Genomic DNA, 18,299 nt, shown 5'->3' on the forward strand with positions numbered 1-18,299 from the left:
CGACCTCGCCATGCCCGGCACACCGAGTGGCGGGGCGCCGTTCGTTCGTAAGCCCCCAAATCGAGGAGCAGTTGAATGAGGCTCACCAAGACGATGCGCCTGACCGCGACGGCCGCGTGTGCGGCACTGGCGATCTCCGCGTGCAGCACCGGTGGCGACGGCAAGAAGGCCTCGGACCAGGCGAGCGGCGGGAGCGGAAAGACGGGCGGCTCGATCAGCATCGAGTCGGGTGAGCCGCAGAACGGCCTGGTGCCGCAGAACACCGCGGAGTCCGAGGGCTCCCAGGTGGAGTACGCGCTCTTCGCCGGCCTGGTCGACTACGATCCCAAGACCAGCGCGCCGCGGCTGAGCGTCGCCGAGTCGATCGAGACCCCGGACTCCAAGGTCTGGACGATCAAGCTCAAGGACGGCTACACCTTCCACAACGGCGAGAAGGTCACCGCGCAGTCCTTCGTCGACGCCTGGAACTGGGGCGCCGACCAGACCAACGCGGCGCAGGCCCTGCCGTTCTTCGACAAGATCGAGGGCTCCGAGGAGCTGGCCCCGGGCAAGGACAAGACGCCCACCGCCAAGCAGCTCAAGGGCCTCAAGGTGGTCGACGACAAGACCTTCACCGTCACCCTCAAGGACCCGTTCTCGCAGTTCAAGACCATGCTCGGGTACAACGCCTTCTACCCGCTCCCGAAGGCGTTCTTCAACGACCCGAAGGCATTCGGTGACAACCCGATCGGCAACGGGCCGTTCCAGATGGACGGCCCCTGGCAGCACAACAGCCAGATCAAGGTCAAGCGCTACGACAAGTTCCCGGGCAAAAAGGCCAAGCTCGATTCGGTCACCTTCAAGATTTACGACAAGCTGGAAACCTCGTACAACGACCTTCGCGCGGACAACATCCAGATCACCAACAAGCTGCCGATCTCGGCGATGTCGACGGTCTCCCAGGAGTTCGGTGACCGGTACATCTACAAGCCGGAATCCGGGGTCGGTTACATCGGCTTCCCGATCGCCACCAACCCGGCGTTCGCGAAGCCCGAGCTGCGCAAGGCGATCTCGATGGCGATCGACCGCGAGGCGATCACCAAGACCATCTTCTCCGGCACCCGCAAGCCGGCCGACGACTTCATCAGCCCGATCATTCCGGGCTACCGGCAGGGCGCCCTCGGCGAGGCCGCCAAGTACAACCCGGCGAAGGCGAAGGAGCTGTACGCCCAGTCCGGCGGCCTGCCCGGCAACAAGCTGGAGATCGGCTACAACGCGGACGGCGGCCACAAGGAGTGGATCGAGGCCGTCGGCAACCAGCTGAAGAACAACCTCGGCCTCGACGTCACCTTCAAGCCCTTCGAGAAGTTCGGCAAGATCCTCGACGCGCTCGGCAAGAAGGAGTACTCCGGCGCCTTCCGCATGGCCTGGCAGATGGACTACCCGTCCATCGAGGACTACCTCCGCCCGATCTTCTCGAAGATCGCCATCGAGAACGGCTCCAACTACGGCGGCTACGTCAACGAGGACTTCGAGTCGCTGCTCGCCAAGGCCGACAGCGCGAAGACGGAGGAGGAGGGCCTGAAGCTGTACCAGCAGGCCGACGACGTCCTGATCAAGGACCTGCCGTACATCCCCGTGTACACCTACATGACCTCCGGGGCGTACACCAAGGGCGTCAAGAACGTGGTCATCGACTCCCAGAACCGGATCGACCTGGCCGGAGTCGAGCTCGCCTAACCCTGTCGCACCCCCTGGCCGGTACGCCGATGGGCGGCGCGGGTGATCCCCGCGCCGCCCGTCACGGGCGTGCCCCGAACCGCGAGGAGGCCGCATGGGCCGCTATGTGGTCCGTCGGGTCATCCAGGCCATACCTGTGATCCTCGGCGCGACGTTCCTGATCTACGCACTGGTCTTCCTGCTGCCCGGTGATCCCATCCAAGCGCTGGCCGGTGAGAAACGCGCGGACCCCACGGTCGTGGCGATGCTGCACGACCGGTACCACCTGGACGATCCCTTCTTCGTCCAGTACTGGCACTACCTGATCGGCCTGTTCCAGGGCGACTTCGGCGAGGACTACCGCGGCCACGCCGTCGTGGACGTGATGACGCGGGCGTTCCCGTACACCATCAACCTGGCGCTGATGGCGCTGGGCGTCGAGATGGTGATCGGCGTGGTGGCCGGCGTGGTCGCCGCCCTGCGGCGCGGCCGGTTCATCGACAACCTGGTGCTGATCTCGACCCTGATGGTCATCTCGATCCCGACCTTCGTGATCGGCTTCGTGCTCCAACTGCTGCTCGGGGTGAAGCTCAACACCGACTACGGCATCGACTTCTTCCCGGTCTCGTTCAACGAGGACGCCGGCTTCCGGGCCTACCTGCTGCCGGCCTACGTGCTGGCGTCCACCTCGCTCGCCTACATCGCCCGCCTCACCCGGACCAGCCTGATCGAGGTGATGCGGGCCGACTACGTCCGCACGGCGGTGGCCAAGGGCCTGAGCCCGCTGCGGGTGGTGGTCCGCCACGGGCTGCGGAACGCGCTGATCCCGATCGTCACCTTCCTCGGCATGGACCTGGGTTCGCTGATGGGCGGAGCCGTGATCACCGAGGGCATCTTCAACATCCCGGGGATCGGGCACCAGCTGTTCCAGTCCGTGTACCTGCGCGAACGCACCATCGTGGTGGGCGTCGTGAGCGCCCTGGTGCTGGTGTACCTGTTCACCAACCTGGTGGTCGATCTGCTCTACGCCGTTCTTGACCCGAGGATCCGCTATGAGTGAGCCGACGAAGACGCTGGACGGCAAGGCCGCGGTCGCCCTCGGCAAGGGCCGCAAGGACGCCAAGGACCGGGTGGCCAGCCTCTGGACGGACGCCTGGTACGACCTGCGGCGCAATCCGCTGTTCATCATCGGCGGGCTGCTGGTGCTGTTCATGGTGGCGCTGGCGATCGCCCCGCAGCTGTTCACCGACCAGGACCCGAACTCGCCCGGGTTCTGCGAACTCTCCTCCTCGCTGAAGCGCCCCGACGCGGACCACTGGTTCGGCTTCGACGTCCAGGGCTGCGACATCTACACCCGGACGGTCTGGGGCGCCCGCAACTCGATCATCGTCGGCATCCTGACCACCTCGCTGGTGGTCCTGGTCGGCGGCACGCTCGGCCTGCTGGCCGGCTGGCTGGCCGGCCTCTGGGACAGCCTGCTCTCCCGGGTGACCGAGATCTTCTTCGCCATCCCGCTGCTGCTCGGCGGCATGCTCATCATGTCGACCTGGCAGAAGGGCAACGCCTGGACGGTCTCGGCGGTGATGGCGGTGCTCGGCTGGCCGCAGATCTACCGGCTGATGCGCTCGGCGGTGATCTCCAACAAGCACAACGACTACGTGGTCGCGGCCCGCGCGCTCGGGGCCGGCACCGGGCGGATGGTCACCCGGCACATCCTGCCGAACGCGGTGGCGCCCGTGATCGTGGTCTCCACCATCAACCTCGGCGTGTACATCGGCGCCGAGGCCGCGCTGTCCTACCTGGGCATCGGCATCCAGTCCCCGGCGATCTCCTGGGGCCTGATGATCAGCGACGCCCAGTCCCGCTTCCTGAACGCCCCGCACGTGCTGCTCTTCCCGGCCGTCGTGCTGAGCATCACCGTGCTGGCGTTCATCATGCTCGGCGACGCGGTGCGCGACGCCCTCGACCCCAAGCTGCGCTGAGGAGGGCCGCGGACCATGAGTGACACGACGAAGCCGTCCGGTACGACGGACGGCGGGCCGCGCCCGGACGCGGTGGAGGTGCTCGGCCCCCGCCGGGAGGCCCTGGTGCCCGGCACCCCGCTGCTCGAAGTCGACGACCTGCACGTCGAGTTCGTCACCCGGGACGGCATCGCCAAGGCCGTCAACGGGGTGAGCTACTCGGTCTCGGCCGGGGAGACGCTGGCGGTGCTGGGCGAGTCCGGGTCGGGCAAGTCGGTGACCGCGCAGGCGATCATGGGCATCCTGGACATGCCGCCCGGGCGGATCACCGCCGGGAGGATCCTGTTCCGGGGCCAGGACCTGCTGACGATGAGCTCCAAGGCCCGGCGCGCGGTCCGCGGCCGGAAGATCGCGATGATCTTCCAGGACGCGCTCTCCTCGCTCAACCCGGTGCTCAGCGTGGGCTACCAGCTCGGCGAGATGTTCCGGGTGCACCAGGGCGCCTCGCGCAAGGAGGCGCGGGAGAGGTCCGTCGAGCTGATGGAACGGGTGCGCATCCCGGCCGCCCGGCAGCGGGTGAACGACTTCCCGCACCAGTTCTCGGGCGGGATGCGCCAGCGCATCATGATCGCGATGGCGCTCTCGATGGAGCCCGACCTGATCATCGCGGACGAGCCCACCACCGCGCTGGACGTGACCGTCCAGGCCCAGGTGATGGACCTGCTGGCCGAGTTGCAGGCCGAGTTCCAGATGGGGCTGATCCTGATCACCCACGACCTCGGCGTGGTCGCCGACGTCACGGACAAGATCGCGGTCATGTACGCGGGCCGGATCGTCGAGACGGCGCCGGTGCACGAGCTGTACGCGCGGCCCGCCCACCCGTACACCAGGGGCCTGCTCACCTCGATCCCCCGGCTGGACCAGAAGGGGCAGAACCTGTACGCCATCCAGGGCCTGCCGCCGAGCCTGCTGCGGATCCCGGCGGGCTGCGCGTTCAACCCGCGCTGCGACCGGGTGCAGGACCGCTGTCTGGTCGAACCGCCGCCGCTCGTCCCGGTGCTGGACGCGGACGGCGCGGACCTGCCGGGCCGCCGCAGCGCCTGCCACTTCTGGAAGGAGACCCTCCATGGCTGAGCCGATCCTGGAGGTCCGGGACCTGGTCAAGCACTACCCGCTGACCCAGGGCATCCTCTTCAAGCGGCAGGTCGGCGCGGTCAAGGCGGTCGACGGCATCTCCTTCGACCTGATGAAGGGCGAGACGCTCGGCATCGTCGGTGAGTCCGGCTGTGGCAAGTCCACGCTGGCCAAGGTGCTGATGAACCTCGAACGGGCGACCGCCGGCGAGGTGCGCTTCAAGGGACAGGACATCACCCGGCTGTCGGGTGCGGCGCTGAAGGCGGTGCGGCGGAACATCCAGATGGTGTTCCAGGACCCGTACACCTCGCTGAACCCGCGCATGACGGTCGGCGACATCGTCGGCGAGCCGTACGAGATCCATCCCGAGGTGTCGCCGAAGGGTGACCGCCGCAAGGCCGTTCAGGATCTGCTGGACGTGGTCGGGCTCAACCCCGAGTACATCAACCGGTATCCGCACCAGTTCTCCGGCGGTCAGCGTCAACGCATCGGCATCGCAAGGGGGTTGGCGCTCAAGCCGGAGGTCATCATCTGCGACGAGCCGGTGTCGGCGCTCGACGTGTCGGTGCAGGCGCAGGTGATCAACCTGCTGGAGCAGTTGCAGGGAGAGTTCGGGCTCTCGTACATGTTCATCGCGCACGACCTCTCCATCGTCCGGCACATCTCGGACCGGGTCGGCGTGATGTACCTCGGCAAGATGGTCGAGATCGGGACGGAGGACCAGATCTACTCCTACCCGACCCACCCGTACACCCAGGCGCTGCTGTCGGCCGTGCCGGTGCCGGACCCGACCGGACGGGATCAGCGCGAGCGCATCCTGCTCAGCGGCGACCTGCCGTCGCCGGCGAACCCGCCGTCCGGCTGCCGCTTCCGCACCCGCTGCTGGAAGGCGCAGGAGCGCTGCACCACCGAACTGCCGCTGCTGGCGGTGCCCGCACTGCTGGAGGGCCCGGCCGCGCACGAGTCGGCCTGCCACTTCGCCGAGGTGCGGGACGTGATCGGCACCGCCTGAACACGCCCCGCCGGCCGGGCCGCGGAGTCCGCTCGACTCCGTGGCCCGGCCGGTCACTTCTCGAAGCCGACGTTCTCCCAGACGACGTCCGAGAGGCCCTGCGCGCCGATGTTGGCGAGGTTGGCGCGGGCGCCGTACAGCTGTGGGCGCTGGTAGAGCGGGAGCATCCCGGCGACCTTCCACAGTTCGCCGTCGGCCTGGTTGATGGCCTCGGAGGCGGTGGCCGCGTCGGGCGCGGCCGCGGCCCGGTCGAGGGCGGCGTCGATGGCCGGGCTGCCGGTCTGGGAGTGGTTGGTGCCGCTGTTCTGGGCGAAGTTGGCCCGGTCGCCGCTGGCCGGGAAGGGCGTGCCGAGCAGCGCGTACGCGACGATGTCGAAGTCCTGCTTGTTGACGTACTTGTCGAAGAACTCGTTGGAGCCGGCCGGCACCGTGGTGACCTTCACGCCGACGTCCCGGAGCATCCTGGTGGCCGCGTTGGCCTCGTTCTGCGCGGTGGCGACACCGGCCGGGATGACCATCCGCAGGTTCAGCTCGCGGCCGTCCTTCTTGCGGACGTCGCCGTCGAGCTTCCAGCCGGCCGCGTCCAGCTTGCGGCGGGCCTCGGCGGGGTCGAACCGGCTGAGGCCGAGCGAGTTGTCGCGGTAGGCGTTCTGGTTGGCGACCAGCAGGTGGTTGTTGAGGGTGGCGGCGGGCCAGTCCAGGCCCTTGAGGTCCTCGCGGGTGATCGCGTCCCGGTTGATCGCCTGGAACACGGCCTGGCGCACGGTCGCGTCGGTCAGCATCGGGCTCTTGGCGTTCAGCGTGAACTGCCGGAAGTCCGGCCCCCCGGCGCGGCGGACGGCGGCGCCCTTGGTCTGCTTGATGACCGCGTAGCCGGCCACGTCCGGGCCGTTGTTGAAGAAGTCGATCTGGCCCTGGCCGAAGGCGCCGGCCATGGCCATGGGGGCCATGGCGTGGAAGACGATCCGGTCCAACATCGGCTTGTCGCCCCACCAGGCGGGATCGGCGACCAGGGTGACGGTCTGCGCCGCCCGGTCCAGCTTCTCCAGCTTGAACGGGCCGGCGGTGACCGGGATGGCGTCCAGGTAGGCGGAGTTGAACAGCTCCGGGGTGGCGACCTGGCTCGCCGGCAGCAGCGGCGCGTTGGCGACGCCGTTGAACATCGACTGCCACTCGGAGAACGGCTGGTCGAAGGTCATCACGGCCTGGAAGTCGTCCTTGCCGCGCTCGACCGAGGAGACCAGCTCGAAGCCGGTGCTGCTGCCGGACTTGAAGGCCGGGTCCTTGCCGTTCAGGGCGTGCCAGTTGGCCTCGATGTCGCGCCAGGTGATCGGGGTGCCGTCGGACCAGCGGGCCTTGGGGTTGAGCGTCCAGACGACGACCTGCCGGCCGTCCCGCTGCTCCGCGTGGGCGTCCTGGAGGTAGGCCGGGTTGACGGTCTGGGTGCCCGCCGCGTCGGAGCGGAAGAAGGTCGGCAGCAGGGGTTTGGTGACGGTCATCGTCGAGGACTCGCTGCCGTCGGTGTGGATCGGCGACCACTGGCGGGAGAACTGGGCGATCGCCACGTTCAGGGTGCCGCCCTGGCGCAGCTGGGAGCGGTCGCGCGGATTGACGTCCATCGACGTGAGCTTGGGCGTCGCGGGCGCGGACGCCAGGGCGTCGCCGGGCGTGGCGGCCCCGTCCGAGCGGGAGCCGCACGAACAGAGCGTCAGCGAGAGCGAGAGGGCGGTCAGGCCGGCGAGCAGGGCCGTCCGGTGGTGTAGGCGGCGGCCCATGGGCGTGCTCCTCGTGGCGGATGCGGCGGATGGTGTGGCGTCACATCTTGCTGACCGGGAGGGTGAGTTGTCGAGTGGGCGGGCCCGGATCCGGGCCCGCCCACGTTCGATCGGCGCGAATCAGGCGCGATCGGCCTGATCGGGTGCGGCTCAGGCGACGGTGAACTTGAAGGTGCGGTCCTTGTCGCCGCTCTTGTCCATCACCGAGGTGACGGCGTCGGCGACGTCCTGCGGGGTGATCACCGCGGTCTGGCCGTTCTTCTTCACCTTGACCTTGTCGAAGACGTTGCCCAGCTGGGTGTTGAGCGCGTCCAGGTCCCACTTGGGCGCGATCTTGCCGGAGGCGTCCGGGACGAGCGTGAGCGCCTTGGCGGCGGTCTGCTTGCCGAAGTCCCACTTCTTGGTGCCGGCCAGGACGTGCACGTTGCCGTTGACCACGGACTTGCCGAGGCTGTCCGCGGCGGCCTGCAGGGCCTGCGCGGAGACCTTGGGCTGGGCGGCCGTGACACCCAGCGCGATCGGCTGGTCGGGCTTGCCGGCGGCGCGGTCGCGGTAGGCCTGCTCGACCACGTCGACGGCGCTCGCGGAGTCCACCGCCTGGCCGGCCCGGCCGGGCACGACGACCGGCTCGCCGGCGTCGCTGAACTTGACGTAGCCCTCCTGGAGGCCCTGGCCCGAACCGGCGGCCAGGCCGTCCAGGGCGGCCTTGAGCTTGGCCCGGTCGACCTTGACCTCCGGCGCGACGGCCTTGCTGCCGCCCTTCAGCGACTTGATGACGTCGACCGGGTTGTAGCTGTGCTGGGCGAGCTTGTCCACGGTGGCCGTGGTGTCGAAGCCCAGCCCGGCGACGGTCGGGTCCAGGTCCACCGTCTGGTCGCCGATCTTCAGCTTGAGCGGCTGCTGGCCGGCCTTGCCGACGGTCTCGTCGAGCGCGTGGATCGCCTGGTCGCGGTTGTCGCCGCCGATGTCGGTGCCGAGCACCAGGGTGCCCTTGGGGACGTCGGACTGGTTCAGCATCAGGCCGGTGCCGTACGCGGCGGCGCCGAGGAACAGGATGCCGCCGACGCCGTAGACGCCCAGCTTGACGATCTTCTTGCCGGCGCCGCCCTTCTTCTTGCCCTGGCCCTTGGCGGGAGCGGGAGCGGGAGCGGGAGCCGGTGCGGGAGCGGCCTGGGCGGGCTCGGGCAGGGGGCCGGGCGCGGCGGCCGGCAGCGGGGTGACCTCGGTGGACTCCCGGTCGGCGCCGGGGCGGCCGGGGGCGCCCGGCCCGGCCGGAGCGCCGGGGAACAGGCCACCGGGGGCCGGGGTGGCGAACGCGTCCTGGCCCGGGCGGTGCGCGGCGGGGCGCTGGGCGGCGAACGGGTCGGTGCCGGTCGGGGCGGAGGCGAACAGGCTCGGCTGCGGGCGGCCGTCGCCGGCACGGGCGGGACCGCTCTGCGCGCCGCCCCGGGGCTGGCCGGATATGCCGGCCGGCGCGGGCATGTCCTCGCGGATCGGCTTGAAGCCGTCGACCGAGGTGTCCTCCGCGTCCGCCGCACCGGCCGCGTCGGGGCGGCCGCCGGGACGGCCCTGCGGGCGGGCGCCCTGGGGGCGGCCGTTCTGGGGGGCGCCGTCGCGGGGACGGCCGTTCTGCGGGCCGCGGGGCCCGGCGGGGGGCGTCGGGGCGAACGGGTCGGCGGCGGGCGCGGCCTCGTACACGCCGGGCTCCTCGCGGTCCTCCGGGCCGGAGCCGAACGGCGAGGCGGGCGCGCCGTTCGGGCGCGGCGCGGGGGCCGGGGCGGGCGCCTGGCCCTGGGCGGGCACCGGGCGGGCGTTCGGGCGGGCACCGTCCGGGCCCGCGGCAGGGCCGCCGTTCGGCCGGGAGCCGTTGGGACGGGCTGCGGGCGCCTGGGCGCCGTTCGGGCGGGCGCCGTTCGGCCGCGGCTCGGCGTCGGCACCCGGCGCGGCGGGCGCACCGGCCGGGACCTGGGCGGGCGCGGACTCGGCGGGGGCGGCCTTCTTCTGCCGGGGCCGGAACCACGCGCCGGTCGACTCGGACTCGCTGGTCGCCGCCGGGATCGGCGGTATCTGCCACTCCGGCGGCAGGTTCGGCGGCGTGGCCGTGCGGTCGCCGCCCTCCATCACACCGAGGACGGGGGAGGGGGGCGCGGAGCGGTGGCGCGGGCCGTCCGGCTCCGACGCCGGGGCCTCGTCGCCCGGGCCGTCCTCGTTCTTGACGGTGCTGCGGACCACGACCGGCGGGATCGGGCGCGAGCCGGGGATGTTGATCCGGACCCGGGTGGTCAGGGTGGTCTCGGTCTTCTGGACCTCGTCCTCGCCGCCCGACGCGGCGCCCTGGGCGGCACCGGCGCCCGCCCGGTCGCCGCCGGGCAGCCCCGGTGAGCCGTAGGGCGGGGTGCCCGACGGGTAGGCGTCCGGGCCCGTGCGCCGGGGCGTCGGGTGGGCGTTGTCAGATTCGCGGCTGCTCAATGCTGCTCTGCTCCGGGTTCGCGGGCGGGCCGTGGGGCGCGACCGCGGTTCGTGGTCGCCGGGCCTGGGGCGGCGGCGTCGGGTTTGGCGTTCTGCGGCACCACCATACTGGGAAGAACTGAGCGGTGAACGGGTTCGGACAGATCCTGATACGTCCGTTTCCTCCGGTATGGGAGTGCGGTCGCGTGGTCCTGACTGCGCGTCGTGCGCGGTACCGTACGCCGGGTCAGCGCGGGGAGTTGGGCACGCCCGGGAACCAGCTGGTACGGGTCGGCAGGGTGGCGCAGATCACGCCCAGGATCGAGCCGACGAACATCCAGCTGAGCGAGGTGGCGTTGGTCCACAGCACGGTGTCGCCCTCCGGCCGCGGCACGATGACCAGCACCAGCGCCAGGAACCAGCCGGCCGCGGGCATCGCCGCGCCCAGCCTGGTGCCGGTGACGCGCAGTCCGGCGTAGAAGGTCGCGGCGGTCGCGCCGAGCGCCAGCAGGAGTCCCACGGGCGGCCACAAGGCCTGCACAAATGATCCGCAGACCGACACCGCGAAACCCAGCAGGAGAAACAGGACATAGGCCGCGATCCGCGCGGCGAGCGGGGGCTGAGCCTCGGCCAGGCGCTCGGCCTGGGTGCCGAGGACGGTCACGGCGAGCGAGCGGCGGCGAGGCTTGGCGTCTTCGGGCTTGGCGTCCGCGGGCTTGGCGTCTTCGGGCTTGCTCATCGGGCGCTCTCCTCGGCAGACGTCTCGTGGTCCAGGCCGGCGAACAGGTCGTCCTCGGGCCGTCCGGGCCCCGCCTCGCCGCGCACCAGCTGGTAGTACTCGGTGGCGATCAGCGGCTGGCCGAGGTCGTTGGAGAGCGCGAAGAACGCGCCGTCCACGGTGATCTGGGTGGCGTGCGCGGCCATCGCTGCGGCCTTCCGCCCGGCGTGGGCGGCGCCGTCCAGCGCGGTGGTGACCACCGCGTCGTCCACCACCCCGGGGACGTCCGACGGGACGGCCGTGCCCGGGAAGGGCGCCTTGGCGGCGGTCTCGGCGAGCCCGGCCTCGATCACCGAGCGGGGCATCCGGTTCCAGTACACCTTGGCGACCCGCCAGGCCGGGCCGAGCTCCGGGCGGTACGCCGGATCGGCCGCGAGGTCGTACGCGCGCATCGCGACCCGGTGCGCCTGGATGTGGTCCGGGTGCCCGTAGCCGCCGTTCTCGTCGTAGGTGACCAGCACCTGCGGGCGCACCTCGCGGACCACCGCGACGAGATGGCCGGCCGCCTCGTCCACGTCGGCCTGCCAGAAGCAGCCCGGCGCGTCGTTGTCGGGGACACCCATCATCCCGGAGTCGCGGTAGCGCCCGGGGCCGCCGAGGAAGCGGACGTCGGTGACGCCGAGGGCGCTCATGGCCGCGGTCAGCTCGCCGATCCGGTACGGGCCGAGTGCGTCCTCCCGATCGGCCGTCAGATGGGCCAGCTCCGGCGGGATCACCTCGCCGCCCTCGCCGAGGGTGCAGGTCACCAGGGTGACACGGGCACCCTCGGCGGCGTACCGGGCCATGGTGGCGCCGTTGCCGATCGACTCGTCGTCGGGGTGGGCGTGCACCAGGAGCAGGCGGCGGCCGGTAGTCGCGGTCATGGGAGGAAGCCTAACGACCGGCCGGGAGCGGTCAGAGCTTCAGCCCGTTGATCATCCCGGCGAGGTTGCTGGTGACCTGGCTGATCGACGGGGCGAGCGAGCTGGACGCCAGGTAGAAGCCGAGCAGCCCGCAGACGATGGCGTGCGAGAGCTTCAGCCCGGAGCGGCGGATCAGCACCACCACGATGACCAGCATCAGCATGGCTGCGGAGACGGACAAAGCCATGTCGGCTCACACCCCTTCTCGGGTGCGCCGCCCTTCGCGGAGGACGGCGGTCGGACCGTGCGGACGTGCGGTCGGGCGACCGGGCCCGAGGCGGGGCCGGACGGTCACTCGCGTGACCAGTCATACCCGATGGGTGAGCGGAGCATGACGTTCGGTGAGTCGACGCGCGCCGGAGTGTGGCGGCATTCGTGGGGCGCATGGGCCGGTCGGAGGGGGTGCGGAACCCATTGGGGCGTACTTCGCGAGGATGCTCCGAACGAGTGATCAAAATGCTCCCGGCGGTGGGACCACGAGGTCGTAGTGTCTGGAGCCATGACCTCCCACACCCCAGCGGACACCTTCCCCCGGCAGTACGCGCGGACCCTGCGCTACACCGTCGGCGCGCCCCGGTCGTTCTCCGTCGCATCGGACGGCTCCCGGGTCGTCTTCCTGCGCTCCAGGTCCGGCAGCGACCGTGCCAACCTGCTCTGGACCCTGGACACCGCCACCGGCGAGGAGCGGATCGCCGCCGACCCGGCCGTCCTGCTCGGCGGCGGCGAGGAGGACCTCTCGCCCGCCGAGAAGGCCCGCCGCGAGCGCAGCCGCGAGGGCTCGGCCGGCATCGTCGGCTACGCCCTCGACGAGGCCGGCAAGCTCGCCGCCTTCGCGCTCTCCGGCCGCCTGTTCACCGCCGACCTGGTCACCGGCGCCACCGCCGAACTGCCCGCCCGCGGCCCGCTGCTCGACCCGCGGGTCTCCCCGGACGGCGCCCACGTCGCGTACGCCAACACCGCCGGCGAGCTGCGCCTCACCCGCACCGACGGCACCGGCGACCGCGCCCTCGCCGAGCCCGACGGCCCGAACGTCACCTGGGGACAGGCCGAGTTCATCGCCCAGGAGGAGATGGACCGCGACCGCGGCTTCTGGTGGTCCCCCGGCGGCGACCGGCTGCTGGTCGAGCGCGCCGACGACACCCCGGTGCGCCGCTGGTGGATCGCCGACCCGGCCAACCCCGACCGCGAGCCCGCCGAGGTCGCCTACCCCGCCGCCGGCACCGCCGACGCCGAGGTCGGGCTCTGGCTGATCGACCTGGACGGCGCCCGTACCGAGGTCGTCTGGGACCGCGCCGCCTTCCCGTACCTGGCCCGGGTGCACTGGTCCAAGGGCGGCGTGCCGCTGCTGCTCGTCCAGGCCCGCGACCAGCGCAGCCAGCGGATCCTCGGCCTCGACGTCACCACCGGCGCCACCGAGGTGCTGCACGAGGAGCGCGACGACGCGTGGCTGGAGCTGTTCCAGGGCGTCCCGGCCTGGACCCCGGACGGCAAGCTGGTACGGATCCGCGACCTCGAGGGGGCGCGCGCCCTGGTGATCGGCGACCAGGCCGTCACCGGAGCCGACCTGCACCTGCGGTCGGTCGTCACCGTCACCGACGACGAGGTGTTCTTCACCGCCTCCGGCGGCGCCGAGGAGACCGACCCCGAGCCCGGCTGGGTCGCCGTCGGCCGGATCAGCCACGACGGCAAGCGGCTCGGCTGGGAGGCTTCCAACGGCCGGCCGTTCACCTCCGTCACCAGCGCCGTGCACGCCGCCGGCATCACCGTCCGCACCACCGCCGAGCCCGACCTGCCCGGCACCCTCGTCCAGGTCGCCCGGGACCTGCCCGAGGGCGTGGTCGTCGACGACGTCGCCACCATCGCCTCGTACGCCGAGGACCCGGTCATCACCGCCCGCCCGGTCTTCCGCTTCGCCGGCGAGCGCCGCATCCCGTCCGCCGTCTTCCTGCCCACCGGCTACGACCGCGAGCGGGACGGCCTGCTGCCCGTCCTGATGGACCCGTACGGCGGCCCGCACGGCCAGCGCGTCGTCCAGGCGCACAACCCGCACCTCACCTCGCAGTGGTTCGCCGACCAGGGCTTCGCGGTGATCGTCGCCGACGGACGCGGCACCCCCGGCCGCGGCCCGGCCTGGGAGAAGTCGATCGCCTTCGACTTCGCCGGGGCCACCCTGGACGACCAGGTGGACGCGCTGCAGGCGCTCGCCGAGGAGTTCCCGCTCGACCTCGACCGGGTCGCCATCCGCGGCTGGTCGTACGGCGGCTACCTCTCCGCGCTCGCCGTGCTGCGCCGCCCGGACGTCTTCCACGCGGCGGTGGCCGGCGCGCCGGTGACCGACTGGGAGCTGTACGACACCCACTACACCGAGCGGTACCTGGGCCACCCGGCCGAGCGCCCGGAGGTGTACGCGGCCAACTCGCTCACCGGGTACGCCGCCGGGCTGGAGCGCCCGCTGATGATCATCCACGGGCTGGCGGACGACAACGTGGTGGCCGCGCACACCCTGCGGCTGTCCTCCGCCCTGCTCGCCGCCGGGCGCCCGCACACCGTGCTGCCGCTGTCAGGCGTCACGCACATGACGCCGCAGGAGGAGGTCGCGGAGAACCTGCTGCTGCTCCAGGTCGACTTCATGAAGCGCGCGCTGGGCGCACGCTAGCGCCAACCTCTGCTCTGACCAGCGCATTCGGCGGCCGGCACCCCTGACACGGGTACCGGCCGCCGCCATGACATCCGTCATGCCGAAGGCACGACGGCGGACACTGCCGCCGGACCGGGCCCGCGCGGGACTCTGAGGTGGTGCGAACGACACCACCAGAGGAGAGGAGCGGGGCGATGGGAACCGAGGTGGCCGCCTTCCGCGGCGTCGGCAAGAGCTACGGGCGGGTGCGCGCCGTGGACGGGCTCGACCTCGTGCTGCGGCCGGGCGAGACCGTCGCCCTGCTCGGCCCGAACGGCGCCGGCAAGTCCACCAGCCTGGACCTGCTGCTCGGCCTGCGCGAGCCCGACCAGGGCAGCGTCTCGCTGTTCGGCGGCAGCCCGCGCGAGGCGATCGCGGCCGGCCGGGTCGGCGCGATGCTGCAGAGCGGCGGGCTGATGGCCGACGTCAAGGTCCGCGAGCTGGTCAAGCTCGCCTGCGACGTGCACCCGCGCGGTCGGTCGGTCACGGGGGTGCTGACCGACGCCGGGATCACCGAGCTGGCCGACCGTCGGGTGGACAAGCTGTCCGGCGGCCAGGAACAGCGGGTCCGCTTCGCCCTGGCGATCGCCGGCGCCAACGACCTGATCGTGCTGGACGAGCCCACCACCGGCATGGACGTCAGCGTCCGGCAGGCGTTCTGGGCGAGCATGCGGGCGCAGGCCGACGCCGGCCGCACGGTGCTGTTCGCCACCCACTACCTGGAGGAGGCGGACTCGATCGCCGACCGCGTCCTGGTGCTGCACCGGGGCCGGCTGATCGCCGACGGCAGCTCCGCCGAGATCAAGGCGCGCGCCGGGGCCCGCCGGGTCGCGTTCGAGCTGCACGACGTGGACCTCCCCCCGGCCGCCGGCCCGATCGAGGAGCACGTGCTGCGCACCCTGCCGGGCGTGCAGTCGCTGGACGTCACCGCCCGGGTGCCGGGGGTGCGGACCGTCCGGATCCGGACCGCGGACGCCGACGCGAGCGTCGCGGGGCTCTACCGGGCGGGCCTGTACCCGCGCGGGCTGGAGGTCACCGCCCTGGGCCTGGAACAGGCCTTCCTGGCCATCACCGGCGAGCAGGACCACCAGGACGCCGAGCACCAGGACACCGAGCACCAGGACGCAGTGAAGGAGACCGTGCGGTGACCACTCTGATCCAGCTGGAGATCCTGCGGACCCTCCGCAACAAGCGGTACCTGCTCCTCACCATCGCTTACCCGGCGCTGATGTACTTCTTCTTCATCCACGCCTACGACGCGACCAAGCTGGCCGGCGGCCTGCCGGTGAAGACCTACTTCATGGTGTCGATGGCGACCTTCGGCGCGGTCGGCGCGGTGCTCACCGGCAGCGCGCAGCGCATCTCGCTGGAGCGCAAGAGCGGCTGGGTGCGCCAGCTGCGGCTGACCGCGCTGCCCGGCCGGGCGTACACCTTCGGAAAGATCGCCGCGAGTGCGGTGACGACGCTGCCGGCGATCCTGGTGGTGTTCGCGGTCGGCGCGAGCCAGGGCGTGTCGATGGGCGCGGCGCAGTGGGTGGGCCTGGTGGCGGCGCTGTGGCTGGGCAGCTTCGTGTTCGCGGCGCTCGGGGTGGCGCTCGGGTACGCGGCGGCGGCGGACTCGGTGCAGACCATCGTGATGATCGCCTACATGCTGATGTCGCTGTTCGGCGGGACGTGGTTCCCGGTGAGCGACTCGCTGGAGAAGTTCGCCCGGTTCAACCCGGTGTTCCTGTACAACAAGCTGGCCACCTTCACCCAGCCCGGGAACTCGCTGGACACCGTCGCGGTCGCCGGACTGGCCGGGTTCCTCGTGGTGTTCGTCGCGGCCGCCGCCGTCCTGTACCGGCGTGACACCCGCCAGGCATGATGATCCACATGACCGACACGAGCCGCACCCACTGCCCCGACGAGCGTCCGGAGGCGGGGGCGGCTCGTGCGTCGTTCATGAACGTCCCCGGATCCCCCGCGGAGACCCGCCGGCAGATGCTCGTCAAGGTCGCCTGGATGCTGCTGTGGATGCTCTACCTGGCCTACCCGGCGGGCGACCTGCTGAACGGCGGCCACAGCCCGGCCGGCCGGGTGTTCGGCTGGGCCTGCCTGGCGGTCTTCGTGGGCTCCTACGTCCTGCTGGTGGTCTTCCGCTCGATGGCCGGGATGAGGCCGCGGGCCTGCCGGGTGATCGTCGGGACGATGATCGTGCTCGCGGTGGTCGCCTCGTTCGCGCTCGGCGGCGCCTTCCTGACGTTCTTCATCTACGCCTCGGTGTGCCTCGCGATCATCACGCCGGCGCGCTACGCGCTGCGCGCCCTCGCCGGCATGGGCGTGCTCACCACCGCGATCGGCCTGGTCATCCACGCCGGTACGGACAACATCGCGACCTTCGCGCTCAGCGCCTTCCTCTCCGGCGTCGCGATGACCGGCCTGCAGCGGCTGGTCGCCACCATGCAGGAACTCCGTGAGGCCCGGGCCGCCGTCGCCCACCTGGCCGCCTCCGAGGAGCGGCTGCGGCTCGCCCGCGACCTGCACGACCTGCTCGGGCACTCGCTGTCGCTGATCACCCTGAAGAGCGAGCTGGCCGGCCGGTTCATGGACGCCGGCAAGGACGAGGCGGCGCGGGCACAGGTCGCCGACATCGAGCAGGTCGCCCGGCAGTCGCTGATCGACGTCCGGGAGGCGGTCACCGGCTTCCGCCGACCCACCCTGCCGGTCGAACTCGCCGCCGCCCGAACCGCGTTGGCCGCCGCGCAGGTGCGCCTGGAGGCCTCGCCGGAGCTGGTCGACGCCTGGCCCGGGCTGGCCAACGAGGAGGCCGGCGCGCTGGCGTGGGCGCTGCGCGAGGCCGTCACCAACATCGTCCGCCACGGCGAGGGCGCCACCGTCTGCACCGTCACCGCCGACACGGCCTGGGTGGAGAGCGGAGAGCGCTATGCCGTCCTGGAGATCGCCGACGACGGGCGCGGGCCGGGCAAGTCCCAGCCGGGGAACGGGCTTTCGGGCCTGGAGGAGCGGCTGGCGCTGGTCGGCGGACGGCTGACGGCCGGGCAGGGGGAGCGGGGCAAGGGCTTCCGGCTGCGGGCCGAGGTGCCGCTGCGGGAGGTCTCCGCCACCACCCCCGAGGCCTCGAAGTCAGCCTAGGCGGACGGCAGTTCCGGCACGAAGCGGGCGCCGACTCGGCGATGCGATAGCCGAGTCGGCGGGCGTCGTCGGCGTCCGTGCGGTCCACCTCGGCGTCTCCTCCTGGGGGAGACTCAACCGCTCCCTCCAACCCCTCTAAGGTCGTGTCCATGAGTGACATTCAGAACGGCGCCTCGATCCGCGTGCTGCTGGCCGAGGACCAGGGCATGGTCCGGGAGGCGCTGGCGGCGCTGCTCGGGCTGGAGGGGGACATCGACGTCGTCGCGCAAGTGGGGCGCGGGGACGAGGTGGTGGAGGCGGTGCTGGCGAACGACGTCCAGGTCGCCGTGCTGGACATCGAGATGCCGGGCATGACGGGCATCGAGGCGGCCGCGCAGCTGCGCAAGCAGGCGCCGCGGACGAAGGTGGTGATCGCGACGACCTTCGGGCGGCCGGGCTATCTGCGGCGGGCGATGGAGTCGGGCGCCGACGCGTTCCTTGTGAAGGACGCGCCGGCCTCGGAGCTGGCGGAGGCGATCCGCCGGGTGCTGCGCGGGGAGCGGGTGATCGACCCGGCGCTGGCGGCGGCGGCGCTGGCCGAGGGGGCGAACCCGCTGACCGCCCGCGAGCGGGACGTCCTGGGCGCGGCTGCGGACGGGGCGGTGAACGCGGACATCGCGAAGCGCCTGCACCTGTCCGAGGGGACGGTCCGCAACTACCTCTCGATGGCGATCCAGAAGACCGAGGCCCGCAACCGCACCGAGGCGGTCCGGATCGCCCGCGAGAAGGGCTGGCTGTAG

General features: G+C 71.7%; 15 protein-coding genes. 10 read left to right on the top strand and 5 right to left on the bottom strand.

The window, feature by feature from the left end:
- Positions 1 to 75 precede the first annotated feature (75 nt).
- The 5 genes from F7Q99_RS16635 to F7Q99_RS16655 all read left to right on the top strand — a co-directional run bounded on the left by F7Q99_RS16635 (position 76) and on the right by F7Q99_RS16655 (position 5,805).
- The gene (locus F7Q99_RS16635) at positions 76 to 1,719 is read left to right on the top strand and encodes a peptide ABC transporter substrate-binding protein (RefSeq protein ID WP_153462376.1); all 1,644 of its coding nucleotides are present in this window, start codon (positions 76 to 78) and stop codon (positions 1,717 to 1,719) included.
- A 94-nt stretch (positions 1,720 to 1,813) separates the two neighbouring features.
- The gene (locus F7Q99_RS16640; RefSeq protein ID WP_153462378.1) at positions 1,814 to 2,758 is read left to right on the top strand and encodes an ABC transporter permease; all 945 of its coding nucleotides are present in this window, start codon (positions 1,814 to 1,816) and stop codon (positions 2,756 to 2,758) included.
- Positions 2,751 to 3,680 (top strand): ABC transporter permease, encoded by a 930-nt coding sequence (locus tag F7Q99_RS16645; RefSeq protein ID WP_153462380.1) that lies wholly within the window; start codon positions 2,751 to 2,753, stop codon positions 3,678 to 3,680. Before F7Q99_RS16640 ends, F7Q99_RS16645 begins: the two co-directional genes overlap by 8 nt.
- Before the next feature lie 15 nt (positions 3,681 to 3,695).
- Complete coding sequence (locus F7Q99_RS16650) at positions 3,696 to 4,793, top strand: ABC transporter ATP-binding protein (protein WP_153462382.1); 1,098 nt, start codon at positions 3,696 to 3,698, stop codon at positions 4,791 to 4,793.
- The gene (locus F7Q99_RS16655) at positions 4,786 to 5,805 is read left to right on the top strand and encodes an ABC transporter ATP-binding protein (RefSeq protein ID WP_153462384.1); all 1,020 of its coding nucleotides are present in this window, start codon (positions 4,786 to 4,788) and stop codon (positions 5,803 to 5,805) included. The genes F7Q99_RS16650 and F7Q99_RS16655 overlap by 8 nt, the downstream gene beginning before the upstream one ends.
- 53 nt (positions 5,806 to 5,858) lie before the next feature.
- Here F7Q99_RS16655 and F7Q99_RS16660 read toward each other — a convergent pair whose 3' ends face one another.
- The 5 genes from F7Q99_RS16660 to F7Q99_RS16680 all read right to left on the bottom strand — a co-directional run bounded on the left by F7Q99_RS16660 (position 5,859) and on the right by F7Q99_RS16680 (position 11,895).
- Positions 5,859 to 7,580, bottom strand: a complete 1,722-nt coding sequence (locus F7Q99_RS16660; RefSeq protein ID WP_153462386.1) for an ABC transporter family substrate-binding protein — start codon at positions 7,578 to 7,580, stop codon at positions 5,859 to 5,861.
- A gap of 150 nt (positions 7,581 to 7,730) precedes the next feature.
- Positions 7,731 to 10,049, bottom strand: coding sequence for a peptidoglycan binding domain-containing protein (locus F7Q99_RS42600; RefSeq protein WP_153462388.1), 2,319 nt, complete (start codon positions 10,047 to 10,049; stop codon positions 7,731 to 7,733).
- 226 nt (positions 10,050 to 10,275) lie between these two features.
- The gene (locus F7Q99_RS16670) at positions 10,276 to 10,767 is read right to left on the bottom strand and encodes a DUF6113 family protein (protein WP_230210241.1); all 492 of its coding nucleotides are present in this window, start codon (positions 10,765 to 10,767) and stop codon (positions 10,276 to 10,278) included.
- Complete coding sequence (gene mshB / locus F7Q99_RS16675; protein ID WP_153462389.1) at positions 10,764 to 11,669, bottom strand: N-acetyl-1-D-myo-inositol-2-amino-2-deoxy-alpha-D-glucopyranoside deacetylase; 906 nt, start codon at positions 11,667 to 11,669, stop codon at positions 10,764 to 10,766. The genes F7Q99_RS16670 and mshB overlap by 4 nt, the downstream gene beginning before the upstream one ends.
- A gap of 31 nt (positions 11,670 to 11,700) precedes the next feature.
- Complete coding sequence (locus tag F7Q99_RS16680; protein WP_153462391.1) at positions 11,701 to 11,895, bottom strand: DUF2304 family protein; 195 nt, start codon at positions 11,893 to 11,895, stop codon at positions 11,701 to 11,703.
- Positions 11,896 to 12,207: 312 nt separating this feature from the next.
- Between F7Q99_RS16680 and F7Q99_RS16685 the strand changes: the two genes are divergently transcribed.
- The 5 genes from F7Q99_RS16685 to F7Q99_RS16705 all read left to right on the top strand — a co-directional run bounded on the left by F7Q99_RS16685 (position 12,208) and on the right by F7Q99_RS16705 (position 18,299).
- Complete coding sequence (locus F7Q99_RS16685) at positions 12,208 to 14,364, top strand: S9 family peptidase (RefSeq protein ID WP_153462393.1); 2,157 nt, start codon at positions 12,208 to 12,210, stop codon at positions 14,362 to 14,364.
- Between the two features lie 176 nt (positions 14,365 to 14,540).
- Complete coding sequence (locus tag F7Q99_RS16690; RefSeq protein ID WP_153462395.1) at positions 14,541 to 15,533, top strand: ABC transporter ATP-binding protein; 993 nt, start codon at positions 14,541 to 14,543, stop codon at positions 15,531 to 15,533.
- A complete protein-coding gene (locus F7Q99_RS16695) occupies positions 15,530 to 16,252 on the top strand; it encodes an ABC transporter permease (protein WP_153462397.1) in 723 nt (240 codons plus the stop codon). The genes F7Q99_RS16690 and F7Q99_RS16695 overlap by 4 nt, the downstream gene beginning before the upstream one ends.
- A gap of 8 nt (positions 16,253 to 16,260) precedes the next feature.
- A complete protein-coding gene (locus F7Q99_RS16700) occupies positions 16,261 to 17,520 on the top strand; it encodes a sensor histidine kinase (protein WP_230210242.1) in 1,260 nt (419 codons plus the stop codon).
- A gap of 149 nt (positions 17,521 to 17,669) precedes the next feature.
- Complete coding sequence (locus F7Q99_RS16705) at positions 17,670 to 18,299, top strand: response regulator transcription factor (protein WP_153462399.1); 630 nt, start codon at positions 17,670 to 17,672, stop codon at positions 18,297 to 18,299.

It is taken from the genome of Streptomyces kaniharaensis (assembly GCF_009569385.1).
Classification (GTDB): Bacteria; Actinomycetota; Actinomycetes; order Streptomycetales; family Streptomycetaceae; genus Kitasatospora; species Kitasatospora kaniharaensis.

Coding starts and splice junctions, on each gene's coding strand:
- F7Q99_RS16635 (WP_153462376.1), top strand. CDS start 76: ATGAGGCTCACCAAGACGATGCGCCTGACCGCGACGGCCGCGTGTGCG.
- F7Q99_RS16640 (WP_153462378.1), top strand. CDS start 1,814: ATGGGCCGCTATGTGGTCCGTCGGGTCATCCAGGCCATACCTGTGATC.
- F7Q99_RS16645 (WP_153462380.1), top strand. CDS start 2,751: ATGAGTGAGCCGACGAAGACGCTGGACGGCAAGGCCGCGGTCGCCCTC.
- F7Q99_RS16650 (WP_153462382.1), top strand. CDS start 3,696: ATGAGTGACACGACGAAGCCGTCCGGTACGACGGACGGCGGGCCGCGC.
- F7Q99_RS16655 (WP_153462384.1), top strand. CDS start 4,786: ATGGCTGAGCCGATCCTGGAGGTCCGGGACCTGGTCAAGCACTACCCG.
- F7Q99_RS16660 (WP_153462386.1), bottom strand. CDS start 7,580: ATGGGCCGCCGCCTACACCACCGGACGGCCCTGCTCGCCGGCCTGACC.
- F7Q99_RS16670 (WP_230210241.1), bottom strand. CDS start 10,767: ATGAGCAAGCCCGAAGACGCCAAGCCCGCGGACGCCAAGCCCGAAGAC.
- mshB (WP_153462389.1), bottom strand. CDS start 11,669: ATGACCGCGACTACCGGCCGCCGCCTGCTCCTGGTGCACGCCCACCCC.
- F7Q99_RS16680 (WP_153462391.1), bottom strand. CDS start 11,895: ATGGCTTTGTCCGTCTCCGCAGCCATGCTGATGCTGGTCATCGTGGTG.
- F7Q99_RS16685 (WP_153462393.1), top strand. CDS start 12,208: ATGACCTCCCACACCCCAGCGGACACCTTCCCCCGGCAGTACGCGCGG.
- F7Q99_RS16690 (WP_153462395.1), top strand. CDS start 14,541: ATGGGAACCGAGGTGGCCGCCTTCCGCGGCGTCGGCAAGAGCTACGGG.
- F7Q99_RS16700 (WP_230210242.1), top strand. CDS start 16,261: ATGACCGACACGAGCCGCACCCACTGCCCCGACGAGCGTCCGGAGGCG.
- F7Q99_RS16705 (WP_153462399.1), top strand. CDS start 17,670: ATGAGTGACATTCAGAACGGCGCCTCGATCCGCGTGCTGCTGGCCGAG.